Annotated in this window: 14 protein-coding genes; 11 read left to right on the top strand and 3 right to left on the bottom strand. The window is 46.7% G+C overall.

Annotation, left to right across the window (positions count from 1 at the left end):
- The first annotated feature begins 589 nt into the window (after positions 1-589).
- The 8 genes from I6E49_RS08380 to rsmD all read left to right on the top strand — a co-directional run bounded on the left by I6E49_RS08380 (position 590) and on the right by rsmD (position 8,916).
- The gene (locus tag I6E49_RS08380) at positions 590-1,957 is read left to right on the top strand and encodes a bifunctional cytidylyltransferase/SDR family oxidoreductase (protein ID WP_235401766.1); all 1,368 of its coding nucleotides are present in this window, start codon (positions 590-592) and stop codon (positions 1,955-1,957) included.
- Between the two features lie 27 nt (positions 1,958-1,984).
- Positions 1,985-2,788, top strand: coding sequence for a LicD family protein (locus I6E49_RS08375; RefSeq protein ID WP_235401764.1), 804 nt, complete (start codon positions 1,985-1,987; stop codon positions 2,786-2,788).
- Between the two features lie 126 nt (positions 2,789-2,914).
- Complete coding sequence (locus I6E49_RS08370; protein WP_235401786.1) at positions 2,915-3,466, top strand: DJ-1 family glyoxalase III; 552 nt, start codon at positions 2,915-2,917, stop codon at positions 3,464-3,466.
- Between the two features lie 85 nt (positions 3,467-3,551).
- Positions 3,552-4,220: a 2-C-methyl-D-erythritol 4-phosphate cytidylyltransferase gene (locus I6E49_RS08365; protein ID WP_235401762.1), complete on the top strand. Its 669-nt coding sequence runs from the start codon at positions 3,552-3,554 to the stop codon at positions 4,218-4,220.
- 165 nt (positions 4,221-4,385) lie between these two features.
- The gene (recG, locus tag I6E49_RS08360; protein WP_235401761.1) at positions 4,386-6,482 is read left to right on the top strand and encodes an ATP-dependent DNA helicase RecG; all 2,097 of its coding nucleotides are present in this window, start codon (positions 4,386-4,388) and stop codon (positions 6,480-6,482) included.
- Between the two features lie 41 nt (positions 6,483-6,523).
- Complete coding sequence (locus I6E49_RS08355) at positions 6,524-7,546, top strand: hemolysin activation protein (protein WP_235401760.1); 1,023 nt, start codon at positions 6,524-6,526, stop codon at positions 7,544-7,546.
- A 29-nt stretch (positions 7,547-7,575) separates the two neighbouring features.
- Positions 7,576-8,352 carry a DUF3822 family protein gene (locus tag I6E49_RS08350; RefSeq protein WP_235401759.1) on the top strand — a complete coding sequence of 259 codons (777 nt, stop codon included), beginning with the start codon at positions 7,576-7,578 and terminating at the stop codon, positions 8,350-8,352.
- Positions 8,353-8,367: 15 nt separating this feature from the next.
- Positions 8,368-8,916 carry a 16S rRNA (guanine(966)-N(2))-methyltransferase RsmD gene (rsmD, locus tag I6E49_RS08345; protein WP_235401758.1) on the top strand — a complete coding sequence of 183 codons (549 nt, stop codon included), beginning with the start codon at positions 8,368-8,370 and terminating at the stop codon, positions 8,914-8,916.
- Between the two features lie 218 nt (positions 8,917-9,134).
- On the opposite strand, the gene I6E49_RS08340 is transcribed toward rsmD, so the two are convergent.
- The 3 genes from I6E49_RS08340 to I6E49_RS08330 form a co-directional block, all read right to left on the bottom strand.
- Positions 9,135-9,707 (bottom strand): chromate transporter, encoded by a 573-nt coding sequence (locus I6E49_RS08340; protein WP_235401757.1) that lies wholly within the window; start codon positions 9,705-9,707, stop codon positions 9,135-9,137.
- A 254-nt stretch (positions 9,708-9,961) separates the two neighbouring features.
- Complete coding sequence (locus I6E49_RS08335; RefSeq protein WP_235401756.1) at positions 9,962-10,495, bottom strand: chromate transporter; 534 nt, start codon at positions 10,493-10,495, stop codon at positions 9,962-9,964.
- Between the two features lie 127 nt (positions 10,496-10,622).
- The gene (locus I6E49_RS08330; protein WP_235401755.1) at positions 10,623-11,570 is read right to left on the bottom strand and encodes a M23 family metallopeptidase; all 948 of its coding nucleotides are present in this window, start codon (positions 11,568-11,570) and stop codon (positions 10,623-10,625) included.
- A 976-nt stretch (positions 11,571-12,546) separates the two neighbouring features.
- On the opposite strand from I6E49_RS08330, the gene I6E49_RS08325 reads away from it, so the two are divergent.
- The 3 genes from I6E49_RS08325 to I6E49_RS08315 are packed head-to-tail and all read left to right on the top strand — an operon-like array spanning position 12,547 to position 15,821.
- Positions 12,547-13,581, top strand: coding sequence for a glycosyltransferase (locus tag I6E49_RS08325; protein WP_369681620.1), 1,035 nt, complete (start codon positions 12,547-12,549; stop codon positions 13,579-13,581).
- 60 nt (positions 13,582-13,641) lie between these two features.
- Positions 13,642-14,589 carry a glycosyltransferase family 2 protein gene (locus I6E49_RS08320; RefSeq protein WP_235401753.1) on the top strand — a complete coding sequence of 316 codons (948 nt, stop codon included), beginning with the start codon at positions 13,642-13,644 and terminating at the stop codon, positions 14,587-14,589.
- A 41-nt stretch (positions 14,590-14,630) separates the two neighbouring features.
- Positions 14,631-15,821, top strand: coding sequence for a glycosyltransferase (locus I6E49_RS08315; RefSeq protein WP_235401752.1), 1,191 nt, complete (start codon positions 14,631-14,633; stop codon positions 15,819-15,821).
- Positions 15,822-15,838: the final 17 nt, after the last annotated feature.

The following is a 15,838-nucleotide window of genomic DNA, read 5'->3' as shown; positions in this document are numbered from 1 at the left end:
ATGAATGCGCCCGTTAAGAGATTTTATATCGTAACTTAACGGGCGCATTTGCTTACAATTTTTCAGACTGAATATGTTGATATATGTTAATATGAAGTTGTGTTCGTGCACGCTGTATTGATGTAAATCAATAAAACTATGATGATATTCATATTCATAGTACAAACGCTTGCCACGTCACAAAATGTTAGTACCTTTGCATTGTCAAAAGGTTAATAGATTGTTTAGGTTAGTAGTAATAGATTTAGGTTTTTAGTTATTAGGTTTAAGGTAAATTTTATCGATTGTTTAACAGGAAAACAATGAGGACTTGTGAGAATCTTCATTCATCTTTAGAAAAAAGGATTTTTAGTTAAACATAGGCTTTACGGTGTTGCTCGTTGATGAGTGATGCCGTATTTTTTTTGTGTATTTCTCATTATTGCTTGTTTTATGCGCAATAAAGCAGCGATTATTAATCGTTTCTCAGAAAATTTATGTAAGTTTGCAGATGCAATAATTGTCTGTGTATGACACGCAGATAACTACAATAGCGCCGATTTGTTCTGAAAGCAAAAGCTATTAATTTGAAACCCTAAATTCACAAAGCATGAAAAGAAATATAGCCGTCATACTGGCAGGAGGCGTAGGATCGCGCCTCGGCATTTCCACACCAAAGCAATTCTTCAAGGTGGCGGGCAAGATGGTGGTTGAACACACCGTCGACGTGTTTGAACACAACTCTCGCATCGACGAGATTGCCATCGTGTCGAACCCTATGCTCATAGCCGACTTCGAGAATATCGTGCTGCGCAACAAGTGGCATAAGGTGAAGAAGATACTAAAGGGTGGTAAGGAGCGCTACGACTCGTCGCTCTCGGCTATACAGGCTTACGACAACGAGGATGTGAACCTCATATTCCACGATGCCGTGCGTCCGCTCGTGAGCCAGCGCATCATCAACGATGTGATTGATGCTCTTGCCGACCATCGTGCCATTGATGTGGCAATACCCTCTGCCGACACCATTATTGAAGTTGACGACAACGACAACATAACATCTATCCCTGACCGCTCACGTCTGCGTCGCGGACAGACTCCGCAGGCTTTCGACCGTCAGCTCATAGCCGAAGCCTATGAACGTGCGCTGAAAGACCCTGCATTCAAGACTACCGACGACTGTGGCGTAGTGCGCCACTATACCGACGAACCGGTTTTCGTAGTACGTGGCGAGGAGAGCAATATGAAGCTTACATATCGTGAGGATACATATATGCTCGACAAGCTGTTCCAACTGAAGAATACCGAGCCCGACTCGATTGCACATGTCAACGACGTGTTCCGCGACAAGGTGGCTGTTGTGTTCGGCGGAAGCTACGGTATTGGCAAGTGTGTGGTTGACATGCTGCGTCAGAACGGTGCCAAGGTGTTCTCTTATTCACGTTCGGAAAACCATATCGACATAGGCGTTCGCGAGGATGTGGTACGTGCCATGACCGATGCCCACGAGCAGGCTGGCCGTATCGACTATGTGATATGTACAGCCGGTGTGCTCAACAAGGAGCCGCTTGCCACTATGGACTATCAGACCATACAGAACGCCGTGCAGACCAACTATATGGGTACGGTGAATGTGGCGCTTGAGGCTTATCCTTATCTGAAGCAGACCGAGGGCAAGCTGATATTCTTTACTTCAAGTTCGTACACTCGTGGTCGTGCCTTCTATAGCATATACTCGTCTACCAAGGCTGCCATTGTCAACTTTGTGCAGGCTGTGGCGCAGGAGTGGGACAGCGACGGCATCAAGATCAACTGCATAAACCCCGAACGTACCAAGACTCCTATGCGTCAGCACAACTTCGGCATTGAACCTGACGATACGCTGCTCATGCCCGAACGTGTTGCTGAGGCTACTTTGCAGACTCTCGCTTCTGACTGTACCGGACAGGTGATTGACGTGAGAAGAGTAAAAGAGTAGAAAAGCAAAAAGGTAAAACAACGATAGATGAACTATCTCGAACAATTCAAGCAGCAGCAGTTGCGCACGTGTCAGTTCAAACAGCTCGGCATTCTCGAAGAAATCGACCGCATCTGCCGCAAGCACAATATAAGCTACTGGCTCGACGGAGGTTCGTTGCTGGGTGCTGTACGCCACGGCGGATTCATTCCGTGGGACGACGACATCGACATAGCTATGCCGCAAGACGATGCACGACGCTTTGCTGAGGTGGCACCCAAGGAGTTGCCGCCAACATTGCGTCTGCAGACACCCGACACCGAGAACACGCGTGAGCCTATAATGAAGGTGCGCGATCTCAACTCGTTCTATGTTGAGGGCAACGAAGACTTCTCGCTCGACTACTGCAAGGGCCTGTTTGTCGACATATTCCCCATGATCGACTATCCCAATGTGTCGCGTGCGTTCTGTCGCAAGTATGGCAAGGACATGTCGCGCTGCTATTCTATACTGCATCATTCGCATCAGTATTCGTGGCGCGCTGTAGCCGAGCTGTTCTACTTCGGCGCACGTTACCAGTTCTGCAAACTGATGTGGAAGGCAGCCTTCGCTTTCAAGCGCACAGGTACATACATGTCGAACATACTCATCAACAACGGTTACGGCATAATGCACCGTCGCGACTCCATATTCCCGTTGGGAACGATAGAGTTTGAGGGCAAACGATTCTCGGCACCGGCCAATACCGATGCCTATCTGCACGACCTCTACCGCGACTACATGCAGATACCGCCCAAGGAGAAACAGAAGATTCACTCGGTGTTTATATTACCCGAGCTAATTAAACAGTAAACATATATGGCACGTTTTTATTCTTTGAAGAAGCGCGACGAGGAAGACGAGAAGACAGCCGACCCGTTCGGAGTGTTGCGCCCCAAAACAAAGACGGCTGAAAAACCTTTAGTAAATATACATAATATGGCAAAAGCATACGAATTTCTTGCCAACGGATTTGAGGATATCGAAGCGTTGGCTCCCGTAGACATACTGCGTCGAAGTGGCGTGGAAGTGAAGATTGTAAGCATTGGCGACTCTATTGAGGTGGAGTCGGCTCATGGTGTGACGGTGAAGGCTGATATGCTGTTTGCCGATGCTGACTTTGCCGATGCTGACTTGCTGCTCATTCCGGGTGGAATGCCTGGTGCAAAGAACATCGATGAGCATGAAGGTGTACGCCGTGCCGTAATGCGTCAGGCTGAGGCTGGACGTTTGGTAGGTGCTATCTGTGCCGGACCTATGGTGTTGGGACATCTCGGACTGTTGCGTGGCAGACGTGCTACATGCTATCCGGGCTTTGAAGACCAGCTCGGAGGAGCCGAATACACAGCAGCTCTTTGCACTGTCGACGGCAACATCATAACGGGCAAAGGTCCTGGTGCATCGTTCGAATATGGCTATACTCTTGTGACGCTGCTCAAGGGTGAGCGTGTGGCAGAGGAGCTGAAGAAGGGAATGATGTACGAAGGTTAGTTGACGAGTGACGAGTTGACAAGTGACGAGTTGATATTACAATCTGTCAATTAAACATTAATCATTAATAATTAAACATTAAATATTGGATTACATCATCATAGTGGCTGGTGGCAAGGGATTGCGTATGGGTGGCGATTTGCCCAAGCAGTTTCTGTCCGTTGATGGCCGACCGGTGCTAATGCGCACCATAGAACGTTTCAATCAGTACAACCCGCAGTTGGGCATCATTGTAGTTCTGCCGCACTCGCAGCAGGACTATTGGCGACAGCTGTGCAGTAAGTACGCATTTGCTGTAGAGCACATCGTAGTAGATGGAGGCGAAACACGCTTCCATTCATCTAAGAACGGACTCGCTGCTGTGCCTGACGATGCACAAGGTGTTGTTGGTATTCACGACGGCGTGCGTCCCTTTGTATCGGTAGAGACAATAGCCCGATGCTTTGAGGCTGCGCGTATGCATGGAGCAGCGCTACCCGTTCTGCCCGTTACAGACACTCTGCGTTTTGTTGATGACGAAGGCGGACATAACGTTCAGCGCAACAACTATCGCACGGTGCAGACTCCGCAGACATTCGACATACAGCAGATAAAGCGCGCATTCAATACCGAATACAGCGACAACTTCACCGACGACGCATCAGTGGCTGAGGCTGCTGGCATGAAGATAACAATGGTTGACGGCAACCGTGAGAACATAAAGCTCACAACGCCTTATGACTTATTGTTTGCAGAGGAACTCTGCAAACAATAAGTCGAGTTTTGAATTTTGAGTTTTGAATTGGTCGGCTACGCCGATTAGGAATTATTCAATTTTGAATTGCTCAACTTAAAACTCACAATTCATCAATTCAAAATCGCAGGCGAAGCCGAGAATAATTCCTAATTCAAAATTCCTAATTCAAAATTCGTATCAGCGATGGACATACTCTCACAAGACATAATGTATTTGCCCGGTGTAGGGCCGCAGCGCAAGGAGCTGTTGAAGAAGGAACTCGAGGTGAGCACCTGGGGTGGATTGTTGGAGTATTATCCTTACAAATATGTCGACCGCAGTCGTATATATGCCATCAGCGAATTGACGAGCGACATGCCCTTCGTGCAGATAAAGGGACGCATACTGTCGTTTGAGGAGTTTGAGATGGGACCGCGCAAGAAGCGTGTCGTGGCACACTTCACCGACGACCACGGCGTTATGGACCTTGTATGGTTCTCAGGCACGCAATACGTATACAAGAATTATAAGGTGGGAGTGGAGTATATAGTCTTCGGCCGACCCTCGGTATATGGCGGACGCTATCAGATAGCACATCCCGACATCGACCTTGCTAAAGAGTTGCAGCTCTCAGAGATGGGCATGCAACCCTACTACATCACCACCGAACGTATGAAGAAGGCGGGGATGTCGTCGCGCAACATAGAGCGTCTGGTCAAGACGATGTTGCAGAAGATAGCCACGCCATTGCCCGAGACGCTGCCCCCATTCATCGTGGAGCGTCTGCATCTTATGTCGCGCGATGAGGCTATGCGTTGCGTTCACTATCCGCGCAACGCTATGGACATGCAGAAGGCGCGCGAACGACTCAAGTTTGAAGAGCTGTTCTACGTTCAGCTCAACATTCTGCGTTACGCCAGCGACCATCGTCGCAAATACCGTGGCTACGTATTGAACAAAGTAGGGCAGGAGTTCAACGACTTCTATGCTAACAACCTCAAGTTCGAACTCACCGGTGCACAGAAACGTGTGATGCACGAGATACGCGACGATATGCGTTCGGGCCGCCAGATGAACCGTCTGCTGCAAGGCGATGTAGGTTCGGGCAAGACGCTCGTAGCGCTTATGACCATTCTCATAGCTCTGGGCAATGGCTATCAGGCGTGTATCATGGCGCCTACCGAGATATTGGCAGAGCAGCATCTTGCCACAATACGCGAGTTTCTTGATGGTATGGACATACGCACCGAACTGCTCACGGGAATGGTGAAGGGCAAGCAGCGCACCAAAGTACTTGATGGGCTCATATCGGGCGATGTGCGCATACTCGTCGGAACTCACGCCATACTAGAAGACCCCGTGCGCTTTCAGCGTCTCGGCGTTGCTGTCATAGACGAGCAGCACCGCTTCGGAGTAGCCCAGCGAGCACGCTTATGGGCTAAGAGCGAGAATCCGCCACACATCCTTGTCATGACCGCCACGCCGATTCCGCGCACTCTCGCCATGACAATATACGGCGACCTCGATGTGAGCGTTATCGACGAGTTGCCGCCTGGACGCAAACCCGTGCAGACCATACACAAGTTTGACAACCAGATGACATCGCTCTACAACGGCATACGCCAGCAGATACGTCTCGGACGACAGGTATACATAGTCTATCCGCTCATCACCGAGAGCGAGAAGAGCGACCTCAAGAATCTGGAAGAGGGATATGCTGCGCTGTGCGACATCTTCCCCGAGTTCAGCATCAGCAAGGTGCATGGCAGGATGAAGTCGAAGGAGAAGGATGCCGAGATGCAGAAGTTTGTAAGCGGCGAGACTCAGATACTCGTTGCAACCACCGTTATCGAGGTGGGCGTGAATGTGCCTAACGCTTCGGTGATGGTGATACTCGACTCGCAACGCTTCGGACTCTCGCAGCTGCACCAGTTGCGCGGACGTGTAGGACGCGGTGCCGACCAGAGCTATTGCATACTTGTCACCACATACAAGCTGTCGGAAGTGACGCGCAAGCGTATCGACATAATGTGTCAGACCAACGACGGATTCCGCATAGCTGAGGCTGATCTCAAACTGCGCGGACCTGGCGACCTTGAAGGTACGCAGCAGAGTGGCATTGCGTTCGATCTGAAGATAGCCGACATAGCACGCGACGGTCAGCTCGTTGCATTGGCACGACAGGAGGCACAGCGCATCATCGATGCCGACCCCACTTGCACGTCCACACAATATGCAATGCTGTGGAACCGACTGCGCCAGTTGCGTGACACCAACGTCAATTGGGCAGCCATATCATAGACAATACATGTTTAATCATTAACATAATCAACATTACGCTTATGACGCTACAACCATACAAAACCGACGTCGCCGTACTCATACTGTTCTTCAATCGTCCCGATCATCTAAAGAAGGTGTTCGACGAAGTGCGCAAGGCGCGACCCTCACGACTGTTCCTCTATCAGGACGGACCACGTGGCGAGCGCGATATGCCCGGCATTGAAGGATGCCGACGTGTGGTTGAGAATATCGACTGGCAGTGTGAGGTGTATCGCAAATATCAGGAGCGCAACTACGGATGTGATCCTTCTGAATATATATCGCAGAAGTGGGCGTTCTCTATAGTCGACAAGTGCATCGTGCTTGAAGACGATGACGTGCCGTCGCAGTCGTTCTTCCCGTTCTGTAAGCAGATGCTCGACCGTTACGAACACGATAATCGTGTGTGGATGGTGGCAGGATTCAATCCAGAAGAGAAGGTAGACAGTCCTTATGATTATATGTTCACCTCGGTGTTCTCTATATGGGGATGGGCATCATGGCGACGCGTCATCGATACATGGGACGATACCTACGCCTTTCTCGACGACCCCGATGCAATGCGTCAGCTTAATGACGTTATGCACCAGCGTCGCTATTGTCTCGACACGTTGCACGCCTGCTACGACCATCGTGCGTCGGGCAAGGCATACTACGAGACCATATTCTGGTCGTCGATGCTTCTCAATTCAGGTCTCGCCATTATGCCGACGTGCAATATGATAAACAATCTCGGTGCTACTGACGGGTCGACCCACTACACCGGTTCGCTGCAGACCATGCCACGACGCTTGCGCCGACTGTTCACCATGCAGCGTTTCGACATCGACACTGCCAACATACGCCATCCGCGTTATGTGGTGGAGGATGTGGCGTTCAAGAACAAGGTGTATCGCACCTACGCCTACGGACATCCGTGGATTAAGGCAGGTCGCTCATTGGAGGAGTTGTGGCTCAATCTGCGCTACGGCAATTTCGGACACATACGCCGCTCGGTGGTCAACCGATTGCATAAGATATTCGGAAAGGCAAAGCATTGGTGATAAAATACTGATAACAGAGAATTACTCTTATGAAACTGACAATACGCATAACACGTACTACGATAACGTTTACTGCCCCTAACACAGTCATCGAGGGACAGACCGACTACGAGCAGTACAACATGAAGACGGGCATTGCCGTGGCTGCCAATCTGCGCCAGGCATTGACCGAGTGTCGACTGCCGCAAGCCAAGCGCCCCACTCATCTCACTCCGTTATCGGGCGGAGCCAACGCCGATGTGGTGTCGACAGCTGTGCCTCAGTCAGAGTCGCTCTACGATGAAGTTTTAGTGGTGATAGACACTCCGTTGCTGCTCATTCCCCAAGAGGAATTCGACGTGCAGAACGTGGCTTTGCTTTATGCCCACACCAATTCAAACATGCGTCAGGATGAGGTGCTGACATATCCCATTGCGCAACTCGGTGTAGTGGCAGCCTATGCTGTCAACCGTGACTTGCGGTTTGTATTGAGCGAGACATTCCGTGGAGTGCAGTACATGCCGTTGCTTGCCCCCGTACTTGTGCAGTTCAGTCAGCAGTCATGGGGAGGCTTTCAGGAGAAACTGTTCTGCTATTTCCACGACAAGCGCATTGACATCTGTGCATTCCGAAAGGGTAGGGTGCGCTTCTGCAATTCGTTCGATGCAACGCTTGCTCCCGATGCAGCCTACTATATATTGAATGTATGGCAGACGCTTGCAATGAAACGCACCGACATTTTATGTCTATCGGGCAACATATCCGGACTTGAACAGCTGGTGAAGGAATTGGGACGCTTTATCAAGAACATAAAGCATGTCCATTAAAATATAAACAAGACTATGAGAATAATAACAGGTATATACAAGGGACGTCATTTCGACATTCCACGTTCGTTTAAGGCGCGTCCCACAACCGATTTCGCAAAGGAGAATATCTTTAACGTAATAAATGGTTATGTCGACATGGACGGAGCCAATGCTCTCGACCTATTTGCAGGTACGGGCAGCATTTCGCTCGAACTGTTGTCGCGTGGTTGTGCTCCCGTAGTGAGCGTTGAGATGGACCGCGACCATGCTACATTCATCCGTGAATGTATGAAGAAGCTCGATACCAACGACAACATACTGATACGTGGCGACGTGTTCAGATTCATAAAGACGTGCAAGCAGCAGTTCGACCTGATATTTGCCGACCCACCTTATGCCTTGCCCGAACTGCCCACCATTCCACGCTTGATTCTTGAAAAGGGAATGTTGAAACCCGGCGGACTGCTTGTATTCGAGCATGGCAAGAAGAACGACTTCTCCGACATTCCGGGCTTTATTGAGCACAGAGCTTATGGCAGCGTCAACTTCTCGCTGTTCAGATCTGAGGCTATAGAGGAATAAATAGGTTCATCCTGCATTCCAAGTGATACAAACTCAAATCAGGGTTTTTCTGTCACATGGAATGCAGGATGTTTTTTATTATGAAATAATCCCACAAAAACGCAATATATATTCAATGGCAAAGTAATATATATTCATTGGCAAACGAATATATATTAAATGGCAAACGAATATATATTACTTTGGCAAGTAGTATTATATTACTTTTTCCTGATGAATCAGAATATCACGAGTCCCAAGAGTCCGCATACGAGCATTACGAGTATGGGGTTGCTCTTGCGGAACTTGGTGAAATAGAATGTAGCGGCAAAGAGTGCTATGCTTATGGCAAAGCTTACGGCATTGTCGGTTGGCGATCCGAAGTTCTCTTTGTTCATAAGCAGCACGGCAGCCGCAGCTATCAGTCCTACGATTGTAGGGCGCAAGCCTGCGAAGATGTCCTTTACAATCTTCGAGTCCTTGTGGTTGATGAGATAGCGTGATATAAGTATCATTATTACGAACGGCAACCATATTATGCTCAGCGACGCTATCACTGAGCCTACAGCTGCCAACCATTGAGGATAACCTTGATTCAGAACTGCCACATATCCTGCATATGTAGCCGCATTGATACCGATAGGACCCGGTGTCGACTGGCTTATAGCCACGATGTCGGTAAACTCGGCATTGCTAAGCCATGCGTTCTTCACCACCACCTCGTTGTGTATAAGCGACAGCATGGCATAACCGCCGCCGAAATTGAATGTTCCTATCTTGGTGAAGACTATAAAGAGTTTCAGAAAAATCATATAAGAGTTTTGAGTTGTGAGTTTTGATTTTTGAATTGTCGGCTTTGCCGATTTTGAATTATTGAATTTTGAATTGTAGCCTGCAGCAGTTTTGAATTTTGAGTTTTGAGTTTTGAATTATCGGCTTTGTCGATTAGTGATTATTCAGTTTTGAATTCAGAATTGCCAAATACAGTAACTTAAAATTCAAAAATCTAAAATTCAAAATCGCAGGCGTAAGCCGAGAATAACTCCAAATTCAAAATTCAAAACTCCTAATTGCACTTCGTGCAACGTCCAAAAAGCCACCCTGCCACACCAGCTATAATAATAAGGTATATAGGCGAGACATTGGCTAAGGCGATGAGCAGACAGCACACTATCGGAATCCATACGGTGCGCCATGTTATGCCAGCCGTCTTAGCCATTTTGAAGCACGGTGCTGCAATCAGAGCCACCACTGCCGGGCGCACACCGCGGAAGAACTTCTCCACCCAAGGGTTGTCCTTGATGTTATGGAAGAACATGGCTATAATCATAATGGCGATGATAGAGGGTAGGGCGATGCCAACGGCACCAACAATACCGCCCCAGACGCCGCGCAGCTTGTAGCCTATATGGCTTGCCATATCAACGGCAAATATGCCAGGTGTGGTCTGTGCCACCACCATAATATCCATAAACTCCTGACGGTCCATCCATTGATTCTTGTCTACAAACTCGCGTTCCATAATCGGAATCATGGCATAACCGCCACCGAGGGTGAACGCTCCAATCTTGTTGCATGTGAGGAAAAATTTCAACAGCATAGTGAATGAGTGCTATCCGTTTGTTTATTGAAGATGTTGATATAAAAAACTGCGCCAGAACGAAACATCACTGTTTCTTCTGGCGCGCTCGATCTAATATAATAAATTTGGTAATATTCCGGTTTGATTATGAGTAGCGCAGGATTTGTCCTGGGCGCAACTTCATCTTCTTTGTTATGTGGTTGAGCTTGCAAATCTGTGCGATAGTAACACCACGCTTGCGTGAGATGCTTTCCAGTGTCTCGCCCTTAACCACCTTGTGATACTGTATCTGGTCGTCCAGACCTGAAGTAGTGCGGTTGTTGGTAGCGTAGTCGTCGTTAGAATCGTTCTTTGCAATAGTCGAACCATCCTGCTTACCACGCAGACGAGTGGCGTTAGCCGACTCGTTGTCGTATGTAGAACGGTTGAAAGCATAATAGTCGCCCGTTACGTCCTGCTCGCGGAAGTCGAACATCAATGCGGGGTTAAGTGCAACGCCACACAGACGAGTCTCGAAGTGCAGGTGCGAACCGGTGCTTCGTCCGGTGTTGCCACCGAGTCCGATTACCTCGCCAGCTCTGACAGTCTGGTTCTCCTCTACGAGTTGCTTTGAGAGGTGACCGTATATGGTCTCCAGTCCGTTGTTGTGACGTATCACGATATACTTGCCATATCCGCCACCTTCGTAGCGTACAATGCGAACCTTGCCTGAGAATGCAGCGCGAATAGTGTCGCCTATATACACTTTGATGTCGAGACCTTTATGCTGGCGTCCCCATCGCGAACCGAAATTACTTGTTATGACGCGGCTTGTGGTGGGCATGCAGAAGTGGCGCAGGTCGATGTTGAAGTGTTCGGGCAATTCAGTTGCGCGGTGAGCGTATTTATTGTCCCAGTTGGCGTATAGTTCAGATGCAGGCGATTCGGTCTCCTCCTTGATAGTGATGTTGCGCAGCATGATAGTGTCTACAGCAGCCATCTTGCGGTCAACGGGAGCCTGTCGTGCGATAAGGTCTTGTGCGCTGGCATGGTTAGGAGCCACTGCCAGGAACAATGATATTGCTAATGTCTTAATCGTTTTCTTTAAATTCATTGTTTTAAGGATGCATTTAAGATTAGAATGAGTATATCATTCTTTCAAAAGGTGATCGTCGAACTAACAATAGTGTTCAACCTTCGGTTTGTAATTTGCAATGCAGAGGTTACATTTTTGTAATTCCGATGCAAAGGTACTAAAAATATTGCATAATATTACATCGCCCTTGCAATGTTAACAGTTTTTGTAACAAGTTTAACAATTTCATTCCGTTTGTTCAGTCTATAAATAATAGCCAATAAGGTCATACGCAATAGATTGTAAAATTTTTGTTGTCACGAATAGCCATGAATTGTCCATGAATTATCCCCACGAATTCCACTCGCTCTACATTCGTGTGATTCGTGTAATTCGTGTTGAAGTCTCCCAAGTATAGACCACGAATGACACGAATCTCACTCTTGTCTTTATCGCATGCTTCATTCTTGTAATTCGTGTAATTACTCCTATCCCTGCTGGGGAAGAGGACGGGGTAGGGCTTTTTCGTTCGCTCTTCACTACATCTTCGTTCTGCCTACGCTCATCCTTCGTTTATCCTACGCTCATCCTTCGTTCTGCCTATGTTCATCCTCCGTTATGCCTACGCTTCGTTAACGAAGGTAGATCGAGTTCACAACGGAGGATGATCGAGTTCACAACGAAGGATGAACGAAGAATGAACGGAGGAATATGGAGATGTAACTATATGGGAATGGGGAAATATGCCAAAATCTGCTTTATTTGTCTTTTTGTCACATTATCTGTTTGATATGCTTGTTTATTCCGTTGATTTGGGCTACATTTGCATTTGTTTAATCCTATTATACATATACATTGCATAATTAGATATATGAAAGAAGTGAAGAAAGTTGCGTTTGTACATGAGATTTTTCCATCAGGTGGGGCAGAACGTGTTACTTGTGATATTGCTACTGCGTTGTTGGAACGTGGTGGGTATGAGGTTTATGTCTTAACACTCAAGTTCAATTCCGAAATGTTACCTGCAAATCTTGCGTCTGACAATCGTTTCCATGTTATAGCTTCTGAAAATACCGATGTTCGCTATTTGTCGGATATTCCGAATTTTTTAGTTGACAACGTGCGTGCCAATGGCATCAGTTCGGTAGTGTTTGTTGTACAACGTCTGCATGATGTTGCCGATGAATTGAAGCGTATGGGATGTCATACTATTTATGCTAATCATGGTCCGGCATTTTGGGAGGTGCCTGACCGTCGTCAACGTGTTCGTCTGAAGGCTCGCAGAAGCCGTGCAAAGACTATAAAATATTACTTGTTTAAGTATCTCCGCTATGAGGTTCTGCATGTGCTCGAACGTCGTTGGAACAAATTCTATAAGCAGGATCTTGAACATTTTGATGATTATATGGTGTTGTGTGATGGCTATCGCAATCAGATTGTGCATAACTTGAAACTTTCACCGTCTGATGCTTCCCGCATTCATGTCATTCCGAATATGCAGCAACCTGCTACCGAATTATGCTACGACAAGCGTAAGGAGTTTCTGTTTGTCGGTCGCTTGTCGTATGCTGACAAACGTATTGACCGACTGATTGATGCTTGGCGTTTGATTTATGACAAGTTGCCTGATTGGAGTCTTGTCATTGTAGGTGACGGACCCGACCGCAAACGACTTGAGACTTTGGCTGAAGGATTGCCTCGTTTGAGTTTCGAGGGTTATCAAAAGCCAGATGAATATTATCGCCACGCTTCTGCTTTGTGTCTTGTGTCAGAATATGAGGGATTCCCGTTGTGTCTGATTGAGGCGCAGTCGCATGGTGTAGTGCCTATTACAATGAACTCGTCAGAGGGCGTTTGCAGTATTGTTGGCAATGATGGTTCGGCTGGTATGCTTGTGCCAAAGGGCAATGTCCGTGCCTTTGCCGACAAGATGCTTGAGTTTGCTGCTCTTGATGAAGACACCAAACTCAGACTCCGTCATCAAGTAGTAGCCAAATCGTTGGAGTACAGCCCTGAAAGAGTAGGGCAGATGTGGATGGATTTGTTGTAAAATCAAAAGCTACAACCCTCTGCTTAATAATTGAAATTGCATAAACAAACATAATAAAATATGCCTAAAGTAAGTGTTGTTATTCCGGTTTATGGAGTGGAGAAATATATAGAGCGTTGTGCTCGCAGTCTGTTTGAACAGACCTTAGACGATATTGAATATATATTCGTTAATGACTGCACCAAAGACAGGTCGATAGACATCCTGAATGAAGTCATAAACGACTATCCTGTAAGAAAACAACAGGTAAGAATTGTACATCACGAGGAGAATAAAGGATCGGCATTAGCAAGACTAAGTGGATGGCAAACTGCTAATGGTGACTATATTATAAGCTGTGATAGTGATGATTGGGTGGATCTCAATCTATATGAGTCGATGTATAATGTAGCAGTCGAAAAGGATGCAGATATCGTAGTGAGCGACTATATGTTTGTAGAGGGAGGTGACGCTAATAAAATATGTGGATTACGTGATGAAAAAGCAAGCAAGGAGCAAGTAATAAATGACTTGATGTATATGCGTACATCATGGAGTTTATGGAACAAGCTGATTCGTAATGATTTGTTTGGGCATATAAATGAGTTTCCGCAAAAATATATGGGCGATGATATGGGTGTTGTTCTGCCGTTGTTCGATATTGCTAATGTAATAGCCTATTGTCCCAATGCTTGTTACAATTACGATGTGAGAATGAGTACACCGTCGCATCAGACAACATTGAATGCTACAATAAGGAATTATAATGAGGTTGTAGGCAATCTTGCTATAGTAAGCAGATATTATAACAAATATACTAAATGTACATACAGACGACCGTTATATTTCCTTCTGTTTAATTTTAAAATGTGGCTTCTACCATATAGAAATAATAAGGAAGCTGTTCAATTGTTTCATAAAAATCTGATAACGGTATTGTTCTATGTGATAACGAATAGAGAAATTAAAAAATACATGCGCAAGGATGCTTTTAAATTGTTGATGAAAAGGCTGCTTGGGTTGATATAATATAGTATTCTAAGTGTAAACATTTATTCAAAAACTGATATATGGCTGAAGTTAAGAAAGTGGCGTTTGTGCATGGTGAGTTCCCTATTGGAGGTGCCGAACGTGTTACGTGTGATATTGCTACAGCGCTGTTGGAGCGTGGTGGCTATGAGGTTTATGTGTTTGTCCGTGAGTACAATCCTGAATTGTTGCCGTCAAATCTTGCTTCTGACAGTCGTTTTCATGTAATTGTTTCGCCTACTCTTGGCAACGTAAAGTTGAAAAAGAATTGGACATTCTTGCTTGATGGCGTTCGTACCAATGGTATTGGTACGGTGGTATTCGTTATGATGTGTCAGCATGATATTGTTGAAGAGCTGCATCGTATGGGATGTAAGACGATATATGCCAATCATAATGTTCCGTATTGGGAGATATTCAGAAAGCGTCAGCGTGCTCGTCAGAATAGCCATAAGGGATTGGTCAAGGCTGCGAAGTATTATCTTGCAAAGTATCTGCGTTATGAAAAGACCAATATGCTTGAACGCCGTTATCGCAAGCGCTATATTAAGACTGTCAATGTTTTTGATGATTATATGGTTTTGTGCGAAGGCTATCGCGACCAGATTGTACGCGATTTGAAATTGTCGTCAAATCATATCATGCATATGCATGTAATTCCTAACATGCAGCAGCCTGCTACTGATGTTTGTTACGACAAGCGTAAGGAGTTTCTGTATGTAGGTCGTCTGTCGTATCCCGACAAACGTATCGACCGATTGATTGATGCCTGGCGTATGATTTGTGACAAGTTGCCCGACTGGAGTCTTGTTATTGTAGGCGACGGACCTGATGGTAAGCGGTTGAAGTCGTTGGCTAAGGGATTGCCTCGTGTCAGTTTCGAGGGCTATCAAAGTCCTGCTGAATACTATCGTCGTGCTTCTGCCTTGTGTCTTGTGTCAGAGTACGAGGGATTTCCATTGTGTCTGATTGAGGCACAATCGCATGGTGTAGTGCCAATATCTATGGATATGTGTGAAGGTGTGCGCAGTATAGTCGGCACAGATGGTTCTGCCGGCATACTTACTCCTAAAGGCGATGTGCAAGCTTTTGCCGACAAGATGCTGGAGTTTGCTGCCATGGATGAGGACAAAAAGCAGCGACTCCGCCATCAGGTGGTGGCGAAGTCGCTTGAGTACAGTCCTAATATAATTATTCAGAAATGGATTGATTTGTTCAATCAGTCGAAGTAGTGCCTGTCTTTAGCACT

It is taken from the genome of Leyella stercorea (assembly GCF_021531655.1).
The sequence above is the reverse complement of the archived record's forward strand: the minus strand, read 5'-3'. Positions and strand labels throughout refer to the sequence as shown.

Excerpts from the sequence above, each read along its gene's own strand:
- I6E49_RS08380 (WP_235401766.1), top strand. The coding sequence starts at position 590 with ATGAAAAGAAATATAGCCGTCATACTGGCAGGAGGCGTAGGATCGCGC.
- I6E49_RS08375 (WP_235401764.1), top strand. The coding sequence starts at position 1,985 with ATGAACTATCTCGAACAATTCAAGCAGCAGCAGTTGCGCACGTGTCAG.
- I6E49_RS08370 (WP_235401786.1), top strand. The coding sequence starts at position 2,915 with ATGGCAAAAGCATACGAATTTCTTGCCAACGGATTTGAGGATATCGAA.
- recG (WP_235401761.1), top strand. The coding sequence starts at position 4,386 with ATGGACATACTCTCACAAGACATAATGTATTTGCCCGGTGTAGGGCCG.
- I6E49_RS08355 (WP_235401760.1), top strand. The coding sequence starts at position 6,524 with ATGACGCTACAACCATACAAAACCGACGTCGCCGTACTCATACTGTTC.
- I6E49_RS08350 (WP_235401759.1), top strand. The coding sequence starts at position 7,576 with ATGAAACTGACAATACGCATAACACGTACTACGATAACGTTTACTGCC.
- rsmD (WP_235401758.1), top strand. The coding sequence starts at position 8,368 with ATGAGAATAATAACAGGTATATACAAGGGACGTCATTTCGACATTCCA.
- I6E49_RS08340 (WP_235401757.1), bottom strand. The coding sequence starts at position 9,707 with ATGATTTTTCTGAAACTCTTTATAGTCTTCACCAAGATAGGAACATTC.
- I6E49_RS08335 (WP_235401756.1), bottom strand. The coding sequence starts at position 10,495 with ATGCTGTTGAAATTTTTCCTCACATGCAACAAGATTGGAGCGTTCACC.
- I6E49_RS08330 (WP_235401755.1), bottom strand. The coding sequence starts at position 11,570 with ATGAATTTAAAGAAAACGATTAAGACATTAGCAATATCATTGTTCCTG.
- I6E49_RS08325 (WP_369681620.1), top strand. The coding sequence starts at position 12,547 with ATGTTACCTGCAAATCTTGCGTCTGACAATCGTTTCCATGTTATAGCT.
- I6E49_RS08320 (WP_235401753.1), top strand. The coding sequence starts at position 13,642 with ATGCCTAAAGTAAGTGTTGTTATTCCGGTTTATGGAGTGGAGAAATAT.
- I6E49_RS08315 (WP_235401752.1), top strand. The coding sequence starts at position 14,631 with ATGGCTGAAGTTAAGAAAGTGGCGTTTGTGCATGGTGAGTTCCCTATT.